The sequence below is a fragment of the Streptomyces glaucescens genome (genome assembly GCF_000761215.1).
Lineage (GTDB): Bacteria > Actinomycetota > Actinomycetes > Streptomycetales > Streptomycetaceae > Streptomyces > Streptomyces glaucescens_B.
The window spans coordinates 6,711,367-6,726,385 of record NZ_CP009438.1; the positions used below are offsets into that span (position 1 = coordinate 6,711,367).

15 protein-coding genes are annotated in these 15,019 nt (G+C 74.5%); 9 read left to right on the forward strand and 6 right to left on the reverse strand.

Going from position 1 to position 15,019, the window contains the following annotated elements; genetic code table 11:
- Positions 1–206: 206 nt before the first annotated feature.
- Complete coding sequence (locus SGLAU_RS29010; RefSeq protein ID WP_208868960.1) at positions 207–1,244, forward strand: LacI family DNA-binding transcriptional regulator; 1,038 nt, start codon at positions 207–209, stop codon at positions 1,242–1,244.
- 53 nt (positions 1,245–1,297) lie between these two features.
- Here SGLAU_RS29010 and trxA read toward each other — a convergent pair whose 3' ends face one another.
- Positions 1,298–1,708, reverse strand: a complete 411-nt coding sequence (gene trxA / locus SGLAU_RS29015) for a thioredoxin (RefSeq protein WP_043505498.1) — start codon at positions 1,706–1,708, stop codon at positions 1,298–1,300.
- A gap of 178 nt (positions 1,709–1,886) precedes the next feature.
- On the opposite strand from trxA, the gene SGLAU_RS29020 reads away from it, so the two are divergent.
- Positions 1,887–3,320: a dihydrolipoyl dehydrogenase family protein gene (locus SGLAU_RS29020; RefSeq protein ID WP_043505499.1), complete on the forward strand. Its 1,434-nt coding sequence runs from the start codon at positions 1,887–1,889 to the stop codon at positions 3,318–3,320.
- A 26-nt stretch (positions 3,321–3,346) separates the two neighbouring features.
- On the opposite strand, the gene SGLAU_RS29025 is transcribed toward SGLAU_RS29020, so the two are convergent.
- On the reverse strand, positions 3,347–3,994 hold the full coding sequence (locus SGLAU_RS29025; protein WP_043505500.1) for a peptide deformylase: 648 nt from the start codon (positions 3,992–3,994) through the stop codon (positions 3,347–3,349).
- Positions 3,995–4,125: 131 nt separating this feature from the next.
- Here SGLAU_RS29025 and SGLAU_RS29030 point away from each other — a divergent pair, with 131 nt between their 5' ends.
- Positions 4,126–5,556 carry a PepSY-associated TM helix domain-containing protein gene (locus SGLAU_RS29030; RefSeq protein WP_043505501.1) on the forward strand — a complete coding sequence of 477 codons (1,431 nt, stop codon included), beginning with the start codon at positions 4,126–4,128 and terminating at the stop codon, positions 5,554–5,556.
- A 189-nt stretch (positions 5,557–5,745) separates the two neighbouring features.
- Here the strand turns inward: SGLAU_RS29030 and SGLAU_RS29035 are convergent, their stop codons facing one another.
- On the reverse strand, positions 5,746–6,093 hold the full coding sequence (locus SGLAU_RS29035; RefSeq protein WP_043505502.1) for a tetratricopeptide repeat protein: 348 nt from the start codon (positions 6,091–6,093) through the stop codon (positions 5,746–5,748).
- A 113-nt stretch (positions 6,094–6,206) separates the two neighbouring features.
- On the opposite strand from SGLAU_RS29035, the gene SGLAU_RS29040 reads away from it, so the two are divergent.
- From SGLAU_RS29040 to SGLAU_RS35780, 6 genes are all read left to right on the forward strand, one after another.
- Positions 6,207–7,172, forward strand: a complete 966-nt coding sequence (locus tag SGLAU_RS29040; RefSeq protein WP_043505503.1) for a pirin family protein — start codon at positions 6,207–6,209, stop codon at positions 7,170–7,172.
- 214 nt (positions 7,173–7,386) lie between these two features.
- Positions 7,387–7,719 (forward strand): DUF3140 domain-containing protein, encoded by a 333-nt coding sequence (locus SGLAU_RS29045; RefSeq protein ID WP_043507204.1) that lies wholly within the window; start codon positions 7,387–7,389, stop codon positions 7,717–7,719.
- 421 nt (positions 7,720–8,140) lie between these two features.
- Positions 8,141–8,335: a hypothetical protein gene (locus SGLAU_RS29050; RefSeq protein ID WP_043505504.1), complete on the forward strand. Its 195-nt coding sequence runs from the start codon at positions 8,141–8,143 to the stop codon at positions 8,333–8,335.
- A 33-nt stretch (positions 8,336–8,368) separates the two neighbouring features.
- A complete protein-coding gene (locus SGLAU_RS35775; protein WP_167551862.1) occupies positions 8,369–8,539 on the forward strand; it encodes a hypothetical protein in 171 nt (56 codons plus the stop codon).
- 285 nt (positions 8,540–8,824) lie between these two features.
- Positions 8,825–10,057, forward strand: a complete 1,233-nt coding sequence (locus SGLAU_RS29055) for a PP2C family protein-serine/threonine phosphatase (RefSeq protein ID WP_052414159.1) — start codon at positions 8,825–8,827, stop codon at positions 10,055–10,057.
- A gap of 400 nt (positions 10,058–10,457) precedes the next feature.
- Positions 10,458–10,631 carry a hypothetical protein gene (locus SGLAU_RS35780; RefSeq protein ID WP_167551863.1) on the forward strand — a complete coding sequence of 58 codons (174 nt, stop codon included), beginning with the start codon at positions 10,458–10,460 and terminating at the stop codon, positions 10,629–10,631.
- A 98-nt stretch (positions 10,632–10,729) separates the two neighbouring features.
- Here the strand turns inward: SGLAU_RS35780 and gdhA are convergent, their stop codons facing one another.
- From gdhA to SGLAU_RS29075, 3 genes are all read right to left on the reverse strand, one after another.
- Positions 10,730–12,088 (reverse strand): NADP-specific glutamate dehydrogenase, encoded by a 1,359-nt coding sequence (gene gdhA, locus SGLAU_RS29065; protein WP_043505508.1) that lies wholly within the window; start codon positions 12,086–12,088, stop codon positions 10,730–10,732.
- A 514-nt stretch (positions 12,089–12,602) separates the two neighbouring features.
- Complete coding sequence (locus SGLAU_RS29070) at positions 12,603–13,814, reverse strand: helix-turn-helix domain-containing protein (protein ID WP_043505509.1); 1,212 nt, start codon at positions 13,812–13,814, stop codon at positions 12,603–12,605.
- A 218-nt stretch (positions 13,815–14,032) separates the two neighbouring features.
- Positions 14,033–15,010 carry a hypothetical protein gene (locus SGLAU_RS29075; protein ID WP_043505510.1) on the reverse strand — a complete coding sequence of 326 codons (978 nt, stop codon included), beginning with the start codon at positions 15,008–15,010 and terminating at the stop codon, positions 14,033–14,035.
- Between the last annotated feature and the right edge of the window lie 9 nt (positions 15,011–15,019).

Here is a 15,019-nt window from a genome sequence, read left to right on the forward strand (position 1 = left end):
CCGGCCGGAGGGCGGGAGAGGACGCACCGGGGCTGCGAGACAGGCCGAAAGGCGGGAGAGGACGTACGGGGGGCGCGAGGTCAGCCGCAGCGCCGGCGAGGAGCTACCGGGGCGCGCGAGGGGCGCGCGAGGTGATCCGGGGGCGGCCGACGGCGCTTCGCGTGCGCCCGGGGGTGCCCGGCCCGCCGCCTCGGGGCTCTGCCAAGATGCCGTACGTCATGGTGCAGATACCGAAAACGCCCGCGCCCGCGCAGCGTTCCGTGCCCACGAGTGCCGATGTGGCCCGTCTGGCAGGCGTCTCCCGGGCGACCGTCTCCTACGTCCTGAACAACACCAGCGCCGTACGCATCAGCGAGCCGACCCGGCGCCGCGTGCACGAGGCCGCGGAGGAACTCGGATACGTGCCGCACGCGGCAGCGCGCAGTCTGCGCGCGGGGCACAGCCGGATGGTGCTGATGCCCGCCCCGGCGATCCCCGTCGGATCGCTCTACAGCCGGTTCATCAACGAGCTCCAGCAGGCCCTCGGGCGCCTCGACTACACGGTCGTGCAGTACGGCAGCCCGGGCCCGGCCGGCGACGACGCCGCGCGGGCCTGGGCCGAACTGCGTCCCGTGGCCGTCCTCGTGCCCGGATCGGGCCTCGGCCCGCAGGGAGTGGCCCTGCTCAGGCGCTCCGGCGCCCGTGCCGTGGTCACGCTGGGGCCGGAGGCGGTGCGGGGTGCGCACGCCCTGCTCATGGACCACGCGGCGGTCGGCCGGGCCGCCGGGGCCCACCTGTACGCGCGTGGCCGGCGCCGGATCGGTGTCGTCGTGCCCGAGGAGCCGGGCCTGGAGGTCTTCTCCCGGCCCCGCCTGGACGGCGTACGCCGCTCCCTGCGCGGTACCGGCGCGACCGTCACCGAGCTGCCCCTCGCCTACGAGGAGGAGGCTGCGGCCGCGCTCGCCGCGCGCTGGCGGGATCTCGGCCTGGACGGGGTCTTCGCCTACAACGACGAGTACGCCGCGCTGCTGCTGCGCGCGCTCCAGGACGAGGGCGTGGCCGTCCCCGGCGACACGGCCCTGATCGGCGCCGACGACCTCATGGTGGGACGGCTGCTGCGGCCCCGGCTGAGCACCGTGCACATCGAGCTGCCGTCGGGCCGCGACCTCGCCGAACTCGTCGACCGGGCGGTCCGCGAGCCGGGCGCCGCACTGGAGCGCCGCGAGGTGCTGGGAGCCGCGGTGGTGGCCCGCGACTCCAGCTGACGGCACTTCATGTCACCGGCCGCGGAAAGGATCCGCAGGGAAGGGGGAAGCGGTCACTGGCCGTTCTGCTCGGCCTGCGCCTGTGCCTGCGCCTGCTCCTGCGCCTGCTGCGCGGCGACCGCCTTGCGGACCTCGTCCATGTCCAGCCCGCGGGCCTGCCCGATGACATCCGCGAGAGCCGCCTCCGGCAGCGCTCCCGGCTGCGCGAACACGGCCACACGGTCGCGGACGATCATCAGCGTGGGGATCGACTGGATACCGAAGGCCGCCGCCAGCTCCGGCTGCGCCTCGGTGTCCACCTTGCCGAACACCAGGTCCGGGTTCTCCTGCGCCGCCTTCTCGTAGACCGGCGCGAACTGCCGGCACGGACCGCACCAGGCCGCCCAGAAGTCGATCAGGACGAAATCGTTGTCCGTGACCGTCTGGTCGAAGTTCTCCTTGGTCAGCTCCACGGTGCCGCTCATGGCCTATCCCTGCTTCCTGATGTGGGCGGTGCCCCTGTGGGGGGCGGGCCGTCCGGACAACACCGCCCGGCGGGCGGCTATTCCGAGCGCGCACCGGCACGCGTCCCCGCGCGCACGGTCACGCATCCGCGCGCCTACCCCTGTGGCCACCCCGCACACCACCCACCAGACTGACCCCATGACGGAAACGGATTCCAACGCGTACGACGTCGTGGTCCTCGGGGCCGGGCCCGTGGGGGAGAACGTCGCCGACCGCACCCGCGCGGCCGGTCTCACCACCGCGGTCGTGGAGAACGAGCTGGTCGGCGGCGAATGCTCCTACTGGGCGTGCATGCCCAGCAAGGCGCTGCTGCGGCCGGTGATCGCCCGCGCGGACGCCCGCCGCGTCCCCGGCCTGCGCCATCTGGTCCAGGGCCCCCTGGACGCGCCCGCGGTGCTCGCCCACCGGGACGACCACACCGCGCACTGGCAGGACGACGGGCAGGCGGGCTGGCTGGACGGCATCGGCGCCGACCTGTACCGGGGCCACGGCCGCCTCGCCGGCCCCCGCACGGTGACCGTCACCGGATCCGACGGAACCGTGCGCACCCTGACCGCCCGGTACGCCGTCGCCGTCTGCACGGGCAGCCGGGCCCGGCTGCCGGGTCTGCCCGGACTCGCCGACGTCCGGCCCTGGACCAGCCGGGAGGCCACCAGCGCCGAGGCGGTGCCCGGCCGGCTGATCGTGGTGGGTGGCGGCGTGGTGGCCACCGAGATGGCCACCGCCTGGCAGGCGCTCGGTTCCCGGGTGACCATGCTGGTCCGCGGCAAGGGCCTGCTCGCCCGGATGGAGCCGTTCGCCGGGGAACTCGTCGCCGAGGCGCTGACCGAGGCCGGCGCCGAGATCCGCACCGGGACCTCCGTGCGGTCCGTCAGACGCGAGAACGGCGCGGTGGTGGCCGTCACCGACGGCGGCGACCGGATCGAGGCGGACGAGATCCTCTTCGCCACCGGCCGCGCCCCGCGCACCGACGACATCGGCCTCGACACCGTCGGACTGGAGCCCGGCGACTGGCTGCCGGTCGACGACAGCCTGCGGGTCACCGGCACGGACTGGCTGTACGCGGTCGGCGACGTCAACCAGCGAGCGCTCCTCACCCACCAGGGCAAGTACCAGGCCAGGATCGCGGGCGCCGCGATCGCCGCGCGCGCCTCCGGTGCGACGGCCCTCGAAGCGGGCCCCTGGGGCGCGCACACCGCCACCGCCGACCACGCGGCCGTTCCCCAGGTCGTCTTCACCGACCCCGAGGCGGCGGCCGTCGGCCTCTCCCTCGCCGAGGCCGAACAGGCCGGACACCGCGTCCGCGCGGTCGACGTCGAGTTCTCCTCGGTGGCCGGTGCCGGACTGTACGCCGACGGCTACCGGGGCCGGGCCCGCATGGTCGTCGACCTGGAGGACGAGGTCCTGCGCGGGGTCACCTTCGTCGGCCCCGGCGTCGGTGAGCTGATCCACTCGGCCACGGTCGCGGTCGCCGGCCAGGTGCCGGTGGGACGGCTGTGGCACGCGGTTCCCTCGTATCCGACGGTCAGCGAGGTGTGGCTGCGGCTGCTGGAGGCGTACCGGGACAGCTGAGGCACGGACGGGTCCTCCCGCCCCGGTCACCCCGGCAGGGAGAACCCCAGGGCCCGCGCCGCCTCGTGCGGCGTGGGCTGGGTCCAGCGCTCCGCCATCGCCTGGTTCGAGGACAGCGAGCGCGACTCGGCGCGGTCCAGGTAGAGCACGCCGTCGAGGTGGTCGGTCTCGTGCTGGACGATCCGCGCGGGCCACCCGGAGACCACCTCGTCCAGCGCGCGGCCGTACTCGTCCGCGCCCGTCAGCCGCACCCGGGCCGGCCGCGCCACCACCGCCTGCCAGCCCGGCACGCTCAGACAGCCCTCGAAGAACGCGGCCCGCTCCGCCCCGACGGGCTCGTACGCCGGGTTGACCAGCACCCGGAACGGCAGCGGCACCCGCCCGCGCGCCCGCCGCACCTCCTCCGGCACCGGCGCCGGATCCTCCACGACCGCGATCCGCAGCCCCACCCCGACCTGCGGCGCGGCGAGCCCGACCCCGGGTGCCGCGTGCATCGTCCGGCGCAGCGCCTCGACGAACCGGGCCAGCAGCGCCGGCCCCAGCTGCCCGTCGAAGAGCTCGGCCGGCCGCCGCAGCACCGGGTCACCCGCCGCGACGATCGGCAACGGCCCGTCGGTGGCCAGGAGTTCCTCGACCTGCTCGGCAAGGGGCGCGCGCTGACTGGGAGTAGACATCCCGACAGCATGCCACGCCTCCGCCCGCCTGTGACGCAGGTCACTCAACTCGCCGGGAACTCGCGGCCCGCACGCTCCGACTACTGGACCACCACGGCCGACACATCAACCGTCCCCGGAGAGTCCCACCGATGACCACCGCTCCCTCGCCCCCCTCGGACGAGGCCACCCAGCCGGCCTCGTCGACCTCACCCACCTCGACGACCTCGCCGGCGGCGCCCGCGGCGTCCCGCGGCTGGGCGCCGCTGCGCCCGCTGATCCTGCGCCTGCACTTCTACGCCGGAGTGCTCGTCGCCCCGTTCCTGCTCGTCGCCGCGGTGACCGGCCTGCTGTACGCCGCCTCCTTCCAGGCCGAGAAGATCGTCTACGCCGACGAGCTGACCGTCTCCGCCGGCGACACCAAGCTGCCGGTCTCCGAGCAGGTCGCCGCCGCCCGCCGGGCCCACCCCGAGGGCACCGTCACGGCCGTACGGCCCTCGCCGGAGGCCGACGCCACCACCAGGGTGCTGCTGTCCGGCGTCCCCGGCGTCGACCCGGACCACACCCTCGCCGTCTTCGTCGACCCGTACACCGCCAAGGTGGAGGGCGCCCTCGAACAGTACGGCTCCACCGGGGCGCTGCCGCTGCGCACCTGGATCGACGAGCTGCACCGCGATCTGCACCTCGGCGAGCCCGGCCGCCTCTACAGCGAACTCGCCGCCAGCTGGCTGTGGGTGATCGCCGCCGGCGGCCTGGTGCTCTGGTTCTCCCGCCGCCGCGCCCTGCGCCGGCTGCGCGGCACCACCGGACGGCGCCGCACCCTCGGCCTGCACGGCACCGTCGGCGCCTGGGCCGCGGCCGGCTTCCTGTTCCTGTCGGCGACCGGCCTGACCTGGTCCGCGTACGCCGGCGCGAACATCGACGAACTGCGCACCTCGCTCGGCGGCGCCACCCCGGCGCTCGCGGCGACGGCGGCCGGCGACCACGCGGAGCACGGCGGGACGTCCCCCGGCGACCGGCAGGCCGCGCCCGGCGCCGGCCTGGACGAGGTGCTGGCCGCGGCGCGCGCCGAGGGGCTGACCGACCCCGTCGAGATCCAGCCGCCCGCCGACGCCTCCTCCGCTTACGTCGTCAAGCAGGTGCAGCGCAGCTGGCCCGGGAAGCAGGACTCGGTGGCGGTCGACCCGGCCACCGGCGAGGTCCTGGACGTGCTGCGGTTCGCCGACTACCCGGTCCTCGCCAAGCTGACCCGCTGGGGGATCGACCTGCACTCCGGCGTCCTGTTCGGCCTGGTCAACCAGATCGCGCTGATGCTGCTCGCGGCGTCCCTGATCCTGCTCGTCCTGTGGGGCTACCGCATGTGGTGGCAGCGCGGCCGGGGCTCCGCCTTCGGCCGCCCGATCCCGCGCGGCGCCTGGGCCGAGGTGCCCCCGCAGATCCTGGTCCCGCTGCTGGCCGCGGTGGCGGCCGTCGGGTACTTCGTGCCGCTGCTGGGCATCCCGCTGGCCGCGTTCCTGGCCGTGGACGTCGTCCTGGGGGAGATCGCCCACCGGCGGGGACGGCGGACGTACGCCGCCAAGTAGCGTCGCCGCATCCGGCACACACCACGGGCCCGGCTCCACAGGGGGGAGCCGGGCCCGTGCCTCGTCGGTCCCGGTGCCCAGGGGGTTTCGTCGGACTCCGGTCCGCCCCGCGACGCCCGGCACGCACTCTCGCCGCACCGGACGCCGCAGGGCCGTCCTGCGGACGACGACTGGAGTTCGACGACCCCCCTAGAGCTGCTCGAAGTCACCGGCCAGGGCGGAGGCGACCCGCAGATGCGGCCGGGCCTCCTCCTCGCGCCCCTGGCGCTGGAGGGTGCGGCCCAGCAGCAGCCGGGCGTAGTGCTCCACCGGGTCGCGCTCCACGATGACCCGCAGCTCGGCCTCGGCGCGGCGCAGCTGGGCCGAGTGGTAGTAGGCGCGGGCCAGCAGCAGGCGCGGACCGGTCTGTCCCGGCTCCTCCTCGACCAGCCCGTCCAGCACACGCGCCGCGGCGGCGTAGTCCTTGGCGTCGAAGAACATCCGCGCGCGCTCCCAGCGCTCCGCCGGCGTCCCGTGGTCGTAGTACGTGGTCTCCACTGGTGACCTCCTTCGGACGCCCCAACAACACCAGGTGGTTGAACATTCCACCACCCGGTGCGGCCGGGGCGTTGGCCCTCCGGCGGTGCCCCCGGAGGGCTAGGTTGAGCGCCATGAGCAATCTCGACCGCCAGGCGGTGCCGAGCGTGTGCGGCGGCCGCGGCTTCGTGGTGGCGGAACCCGTGCGCGAACTCCTCAGCCCCCGCCGCGTCCGGCTCGGTGAAGCCACCGAGGTGCGCCGCCTGCTGCCCAACCTGGGCCGCAGGATGGTCGGCGCCTGGTGCTTCGTCGACCACTACGGTCCCGACGACATCGCCGACGAGCCCGGCATGCAGGTCCCCCCGCACCCGCACATGGGCCTGCAGACCGTCAGCTGGCTCCACGAGGGCGAGGTCCTGCACCGGGACTCCACCGGCAGCCTCCAGACCGTCCGCCCGCGCGAACTGGGCCTGATGACCTCCGGCCGGGCGATCAGCCACTCCGAGGAGAGCCCCCGCGCGCACGCCCGCTTCCTGCACGGAGCCCAGCTCTGGGTCGCCCTCCCGGACGCCCACCGGCACACCGACCCGCACTTCGAGCACCACGCCGACCTGCCGCTCGTCACGGCACCGGGCCTGACGGCCACCCTCGTCCTCGGCGGCCTCGACGGCGCGACCTCGCCCGGCACCGCGTACACCCCCATCGTCGGCGCCGACCTCGCGCTCACCGACGGCGCGGACGTACGCCTCCCCCTGGAGCCGGACTTCGAGTACGCCGTGCTCGCCATGTCCGGCGAGGTCCACGTCGACGGCGTCCCCGTCCTCCCCGGCTCCCTGCTCTACCTCGGCTGCGGCCGCACCGAACTCCCCTTGCGCGCCGACTCGGACGCCGCCCTGATGCTGCTCGGCGGCGAGCCGTTCGAAGAGGAGCTGATCATGTTCTGGAACTGGATCGGACGGTCCCAGGAGGAGATCGAACAGGCACGGCGGGACTGGATGGAAGGGACACGTTTCGGGGAGGTCAAGGGCTACGACGGCGCTCCGCTGCCGGCCCCGGAGCTGCCCGCGATGCCCCTGAGACCCCGGGGCCGGGTCCGCTGACCCACGAGGGCGGGAGCAGGGCGGGCCGGCCGGTGCGGTGCGGCCGCCGATCGGATGACCGTGGCGCGTTCCCCTCCCGGCGTACCGGGCCGAGCACCCCCGTTTCGAGCCGAGCCCGGAAGGTAACCCCGGGAGCTGTCGCGTGCGCCGGCCGGGCGCGGCCGTAACGTACCGCGGCCGTCGGCCGGCGAGGAACGAGGGGATGTGGTGCCGCATGCGGGACGACGAGCGGAAAGAGACCTGGGACGAGTTCCGCGGCCTGGTGAACATGTCGCCGGCCGACCTGGAGAAGTGGCTGGACTCGGAGGAGTCGAAGAGCGCCGGACAGCACAAGGACGGCGGCGAGTCCACCGGCCACGCCTCCGGCCGGCGCATCCTCGGCATCCTGCGGACGAACAAGGGTGACCTCTCGGACGACGACTACCAGCACATGCGGAAGGTCGTCGGCTACATCCGGCGGCATCTCGCCCAGCGGCCCTCGGGCGATGTCCGGGACACCCGGTGGCGGTACTCGCTGATGAACTGGGGTCACGACCCCCTGGACTGACCGGCCGGGGACGGTCACTGTGACCTTCGCGCCGACGGGCGCGGGGCCGCCCGCCCTCGCCGGCCCCCAGGACACCGCCGGGCGACGCGCCGGAACCCGCTCGCGCGTGGCCCGCGCGTCCGTCCACCCGCGCCGGAGCGCGCGGGGCGGGGTGCCGTTCGCCGGCGGGCCGTGGAAGGAACTTGTCGGGCGCGGGGGGTGGTGGGCGTGCCGGAGCCGGGAAGCGAGAGCCGCGGCGTGCGCCGGGCGCCCGTGAGTACGCCGGTGCGACCGGTGGCGTGGCGATGGGGCGGCGATGGCGGGGCGGCGGTCGGCGAGCCCACGGGGTGAGTATCGCCGCCGGACGTTTCGGACTGCTCCTGCGCGCTACCCGTGTGACCGGCAGACCTTTCGGTCAACAGGTGAGCAAGGAGGAGAGCCGATGTCGAACCCACAGCAGCCCGAGCTGCGGCGCAATGACAAGGGGGCGGGCACTCCGCAGGACAGCCAGTCCCGCAAGGCCGCGGAAGCCGGTCATGGGGGCGGCGGCCGCGCCCATGGCACGGACCGCGGGAACAAGGGCGGGGGCAGGGGCGGCGGCACGCCCCCCGAGCAGCAGCCGGACCACCCGGCCTGAGCACCCCCGCAGAGCAACGAGCAAGGAGAAGTCGTGACCGTTCCCGAGGAGAACCGGCCGAAGACGACGTCCACCGACGACGTCATCGAGACGCCTCACGAGAAGACCGCCGCCGGGCAGGACGACGGAGCCACCGGACGCACCATGCGGGAGGCGATGGAGGAAGCAGGGCTCAGCCCGGACGACGTGCGCGACGAGACCTGACGCCCTGGACGACGGGCCGGCCGCGGCGGGCGCACGCACGGACGCGCGCTTCATCCGCCGGGGCCGGCCCGCCGTCCCGGATCGGCCGGCGGGAGGCGCCCCGCTCCGCTCGGTGTGCGCCGGCCCGGGGCCGGCCCGGGTGGCCCGCCGTGCGGCCGTCCACCGCCGCGTCCGCGCCACGAGGTGGCCCGGGCGTTCCGGGCGCACACTGGGACATGGGCCGCGACGTGCCCCTGACCCGGTGGAGGAGCAGCAGTGACGGACCGGGACACGGGATCCTGGCGGATGCTCGCCGGACTGCTGGCGGACAGCCACCTCACGCCCTTCGAGGCGCTGCCCGCACGCATCAACGCGCGGGCCCGTGCCGTCGGGTTCGACGACGTACGCATCTACCTGGGGGATCTCCAGCGCCGGGTGCTGCGGCTGCTGACCGGAAGCGGTCCGGGAACCGGCCCCGGCGGTGAGCCGCCCGACAGGGAACTGACCGTCGAGGGAACGGTGGCCGGGCGGGCGTTCCAGTACGGCCACATCATGCCCGTGAGCGGTGACGGCGGCTCCCACCTGTGCTGGGTCCCCCTGCTGAACGGCACCGAGCGGCTCGGCGTGATGCGGGTGACGGCGCGGGCCGGCGACGAGCGTGCCCGGGAGGACATGCTGGCACTGGCAGGGCTGGCCGCCATGATGGTGGTCGGCGGCCGTGACACCAGCGACCGGCACGCCCGGCTGACCCGCAGCAGCCCCATGAACGTGGCCGCCGAGATGCAGTGGCAGCTGATGCCGCCGCGCACGTACGCCGACGGCCGGGTGGTCATCAGCGCCGTGATGGAGCCGGCCTACCAGGTCAGCGGCGACGCCTTCGACTACGGCACCGCCGAGGACCTGGTGCACCTGTCCCTCTTCGACGCCATGGGCCACGACACGGCGGCCGGTCTGACCGCCACCCTCGCCATGGGCGCGTGCCGCAACCACCGCCGCCAGGGCACGCCGCTCGAGGACCTGGGGGACGCCATCGAACGCGTCCTCCTGCAACAGTTCGGGCCCAGCCGCTACGTCACCGGCGTCCTGGCCGACCTCGACACCGCGACCGGCCTGCTGAGCTGGGTCAACCGGGGCCACCACCCGCCGCTCGTCATCCGGGACGGCCGCTGGGCCACTCGGCTCCACTGCGCTCCCGCCCACCCCATGGGCACCGACCTCGGTCTGCCCACCCGGATCGGCCGCGAGCACCTGCAGCCCGGGGACCGCCTCGTCCTCTACACCGACGGCATCACCGAAGCCCGCACACCCGGCGGCGAGGAGTTCGGCCTCACCCGCTTCACCGACTTCCTCATCCGGCACCACGCCGACGAACTGCCCGTGCCGGAAACCCTGCGCCGCCTCATGCGCGCGGTCCTCGACCACCACGACGGGCAGCTCCAGGACGACGCCACCATCCTGCTCTGCGAATGGCTGGGGCCGATGCCGGACACGGCCGTGTCCGCGCCCCGGGCGGGTGTCGAGCTGCCCCCGGGCGGCTGACGGCCGGCGAACCGGCGGCTCCCTCGGAGCGTTCGCCGCGGCGCTCAGCCCGGCCGGCCTTGTCCGCGGGACGTGTGCCGGCGGACGGGACGACTGAGCAGCCGGCCGGGGCCGGTGACGCGCGTGACGGCTCTCCCGTCACCGGCGACGCGACGCGCTCGGCGAGCGCGCCCAGGGCTGGGTGCGCTGCACCCTGTTGTCGTGGAGCCGCGAGAAGGTGCTCGCCGAGTGGGTGTCGGTCTGCACGACGCAGTACCGGGACCGCATCACCTACCGGAAGACGTACACCGACTTCCGGTTCTCGGAGCGCCGGTGGAACCCTCGCTCGAAGAGTGGCCGGCCGCCGTCCGGCGGCCGGCCACTCTTCGAGCACACCCGTGACCAGCGAAGAGGAACCACCATGTCCCAGCCTCGCGCAGGCATCCTGGTGATGTCGGCCGGCGCCGCCCTCACCGTCGCCGGAGCGGCCATGTACGTCCTGCCGGGCCCCGGCCTCCCCCTCCTGGCCCTCGGCCTGGCGGCGGTCGCGGCCGGCGCGGCACTGTGGCTCACCGGCCGCGGGAAGTCCGGCTGAGCCCGCCCGGTCCGGCCGGGCGGGCGTCCGTGGGCGGCGGCCGGCCCGCCGCCCACGGTGTCGCGCCCGCCCGGCGCGGGGGGCACCGGCCGTCCGCGTCAGATGACGCCCTGGGCGAGCATCGCGTCCGCGACCCGTTCGAAGCCGGCGATGTTGGCGCCGGTGACGTAGTCGCCCGGGGCCCCGTAGCGCGCGGCGGTCTCGTGGCAGGTGGTGTGGATGTCGCTCATGATGCGCGCCAGCTCCTCCTCCACCCGGGCCGGCGACCAGGCCGTACGCGCGTGGTTCTGCGCCATCTCCAGGGCGCTGACCGCGACCCCGCCCGCGTTGGCGGCCTTGCCGGGGCCGAAGGCGACCCCCGCGCGCTGGAAGAGGTGCACGGCCTCGGGCGTGGTGGGCATGTTCGCGCCCTCGGCCACCGCCTTCACCCCGTTGCGCACGAGCGTGGCCGCGTCGTCCTCGTCCAGCTCGTTCTGGGTGGCGGACGGCAGCGCGATGTCCGCCGGCACCTCCCAGACCCGTCCGCCGGGCACGAACCGCGCGGAGGCTCCGCGCCGCTCGGCGTACTCGCTGATCCGCCCGCGCTCCACCTCCTTGACCTGCTTGAGCAGATCGACGTCGATGCCCTTGTCGTCCACCACGTAGCCGCTGGAGTCCGAGCAGGTCAGGGGGTTGGCGCCGAGGGCGAGCAGCTTCTCGACGGTGTAGATGGCGACGTTGCCGGAGCCCGAGACGACCGCCGTCTGCCCCTCCAGGTCCTCGCCGCGCTCGCGCAGCATCGCCGCCGCGAACAGCACGCTCCCGTACCCGGTGGCCTCGGGCCGGATCGCCGAGCCGCCCCAGCCGGAACCCTTGCCGGTGAGGACACCGGCCTCCCAGCGGTTGGTGATCCTGCGGTACTGCCCGAACAGGTAGCCGATCTCGCGGCCGCCGACCCCGATGTCACCGGCCGGCACGTCGGTGTGCTCGCCGATGTGCCGGTACAGCTCCGTCATGAACGACTGGCAGAACCGCATGACCTCCGCGTCGCTGCGGCCGTGCGGGTCGAAGTCGCTGCCGCCCTTGCCGCCGCCGATGCCGAGGCCGGTCAGCGCGTTCTTGAAGATCTGCTCGAAGCCGAGGAACTTGACGATCCCGAGGTTCACGGACGGGTGGAAGCGCAGGCCTCCCTTGTACGGCCCGAGAGCGCTGTTGAACTCCACCCGGAAGCCTCGGTTGACGTGCACGCGGCCCCGGTCGTCCTGCCAGGGGACCCGGAAGATGACCTGGCGTTCCGGCTCGCACAGCCGCTCGATGAGGCCCGGCTCGGCGTACTCCGGCCGCACCGCCAGCACCGGCGCGAGCGAGTCCAGTACCTCGTGCACGGCCTGGTGGAACTCCGGCTGGGCGGGGTTGCGTCGCTCTATCTCGACCCGCAGGGCCTCGAGTCGGGTCGTGCTGTCGTCTCGGGTCGTCACAGGGTCCCTTTCTGACACGGCTGCTACCGGTACGAGACCGGTGGTGGGCGCTCGGCGCCGTTGCCGCGCGCAGGACGGGCCGTCCCGGGGACTCGGCCGGCGCGTGGCACCGGCCGCCCGGGAAACGACCGGCCCCCCAGTGTTACCCCTGTGTAAAGCCCGAGGCCAGCGTGGGTGCGCCAACCGTCCGGACTCTGAGACGCGAGATCGAATCCGGCCCCCGCCCGGGCACGCGCGGGATCCCGGGTGCCCGGTGCCACCCTGTCAGGAGGCCGGGCGGCACCGCGGCTGCCGCCGGCACCGGCCACCGTGCCGCCGGCCGCGGCACGCGGTTCCGCGGCGGCCGGCAACGGCCCCGGCGTCTTCACGCGGCGCCGCAGGTCCGCACCCCCCCTGGAGGCGGTGTCCGGCGCAGGCGGTCCCGGTGGAGCGGGGCACCGGCCGGGCACGGGACGAGGACGGGGCGCGCGGGCGGCACACCTGTCCCTGCGGGGCCGCGGTCACGCCGCCCGGCTCACGGAGGGCCGTCGGCGCCCCGCAGGTGCAGGGCGCGCAAGGCCACCTCCAGGGCGAAGCGGTGCTCGGGGTCGGCGAGCCGGTCGCCGAGGTAGGCGTCGAGGTTGCGCAGGCGGTAGCGGACGGTCTGGGCGTGGACGCCCAGCATCTCGCCCACCTGTTCCGCGGGCGCCCGGGTGGAGACGTGGACCCGCAGGGTCTCGATGAGCCGGTCGCGCCGGCTGGGCGGGAGGCCGTCGAGCGGGGCGAGTTCCCGGGCCGCCAGATGGTCGACCAGGGCGTGGTCGGACAGCAGCCACAGGGTGGTGAGGTGGTCCTCGCAGGCGACCAGCGGGGCGTCGGGAACCACCCCGTCGTCGACGAACTGCAGGACGCGGCGCGCCCAGCGCACCGAGTCGGCGGCCTGGGTGAGGGGAACGGTCAGCCCGAGCACGGCACGGGTGCCGGACAGCGCCCGGCGGATCATCGCGAGCCGCTGCGGGGTGAGGTCGCCGGGGACGAGCAGGTGGGGCTGGGGGATGTCCAGATCGGCGAGGACGTCCTCGTCGAGCGCGGCCTGGACGCGGTCCGCCACCGGGGGGCGCAGCGCGACCAGCGTGCACCGGCGGGGCAGCTCCCAGGCGGCGGCCTCGGACAGCTCGGCCACGGTCGTCCGCGGCAGCGGCGGCGCGGCCAGGATGAGGTGTAACAGGCGTCTTCGTAACGCGGACACCTCCGACGCGGCGCGCTCCCGCACCTCGGCGTACCCCTCGCGGGTGACCGCCTCCAGCTCCTCGACGTAGGCGAAGAGGGCGTCGGCGAAGGAGAGGATGACGGTGGGCGAGAGGTTGTGCTGCCGCCCGACCGTCCTGGCGCGGCGCAGCGCGATCCGCGCTCCGAGGCGGTAGGCGCCTTGCAGGGTCTCCAGGTCGCGCCCTTCGTACGCCTCCACCCGGCCGAACCTGCGCAGCAGTTCGTCGCGCAGTTCCGAGCGCCTGCCGGGATCGGCGACCCGGTCCACGAAGGTGACCAGCGCCTGCTCCACGCCTTGCCGGATCGCGTCCCCGTTCGGCCCGTTGAGCAGCCGGCCGTACACCGGGTAGGCCCGGGTGACCTCCGCTCGTATCTCGTTGAGCAGGCCGGGGAGTTCCGGCCGGATGAGGGCCGCGAACCTCTTCGGCAGCGGGCCGAGCGGTTCGCCGACCTCGGGGGACCGTGTGATCGAGGGCATGAGTCACCTCTTGCGCTCCGACGCGTCCGGCGAGGTGGCCGGCCGGGCGCGGTCCGCCTCGCGCGGAGGGCGTCCGGACCGGTCCACCAGGTGTCACACCGGTGTGGGTGCTGAAACTTAATCAACTCGACCGCTTGGTGTACACCATTCGGGCGCATTCGGCCGGTGCCTGGCGAGCCCGTCGCCGGAAACGGCCGGGAAGCGCCGTCGGACGGCCGTCAGCGGACGGCGGAGCGCCAGTTGCGGGCGAGCACCTTGCCGGCGTCGGGCGCGACGGTGCCGGGTGCGGTGAGGCCGGCCAGGTGGGTCTGGGCGCTGTTCAGGGTGAGGCTGTTGTTCCCGGCGGCGGACGGCAGACCGGTCTTCGCGTTGACGGCGGCGTTGATCAGACCGATGTTCAGGCCGCAGCCGGCGGCCGCCGGCACCGCGAAAGTGCCGTCGTTCTGCGGGGCGCCGGTGAGGTCGATGCGGCTCATCTCCCCGGCCTCGTCGAGCGTGCCGTCGCCGGTGAAGAAGCTCATGCCGAACGCCGGGTAGTCGAGGTTCCTCGGCCGCAGCACGATCGGCGCGGACGCCGATCCGATGTAGCACTTGTCGCCGAGGAGCGGGTTCTCCAGGTGGATGCGGACCGGCAGGGCGACGATCGGCATGTCCTTGAGGACGCCCGCGGTCTGGTCGAAGGCGTACGGCGCGCCGACGGACTCCATGGTGGCGGTGATCTTGTTGAGCCTGGCGTCGCTCAGGGTCTGGCAGATGCCGGTGATGACCGGTATGTCGCTCGGGCACATGAGGCCGAGCAGGCCGCCGGGGACGGTGGCGGAGTCGGCGACCAGGGCGCCTCCTGGCGGGGCGACGACGGTGCTGGTGCCGTCCGCGTTCTGGACGACACCGAACTGGAGGTTGGTCCTGCCCGTGACGACGGTGGTCTTGCCCAGCTTGATGGAGCCGCTGGCGGAGGTCGAGACCACGCACTGCGGGGTCCGGTCGAATCCGTCGGCGGCCAGCATCGCCGGGGCCTCCACGGGACAGCGGGTGAAGGGCGCCCACTGGCCGTTCAGTGTGGGGTCGGCGGCGGTCGCGCCGCCCACGGAGGCGAGGGTGCCGAGCGCGGTCAGGGCGGCGACGGCGGAGAACCGGGTCCGGGTGGAGAGCCGGGTCCGGGCGGAGCGCCGGGTGCGGGTCGAGAGCCGGGGCATGGTGGTGGC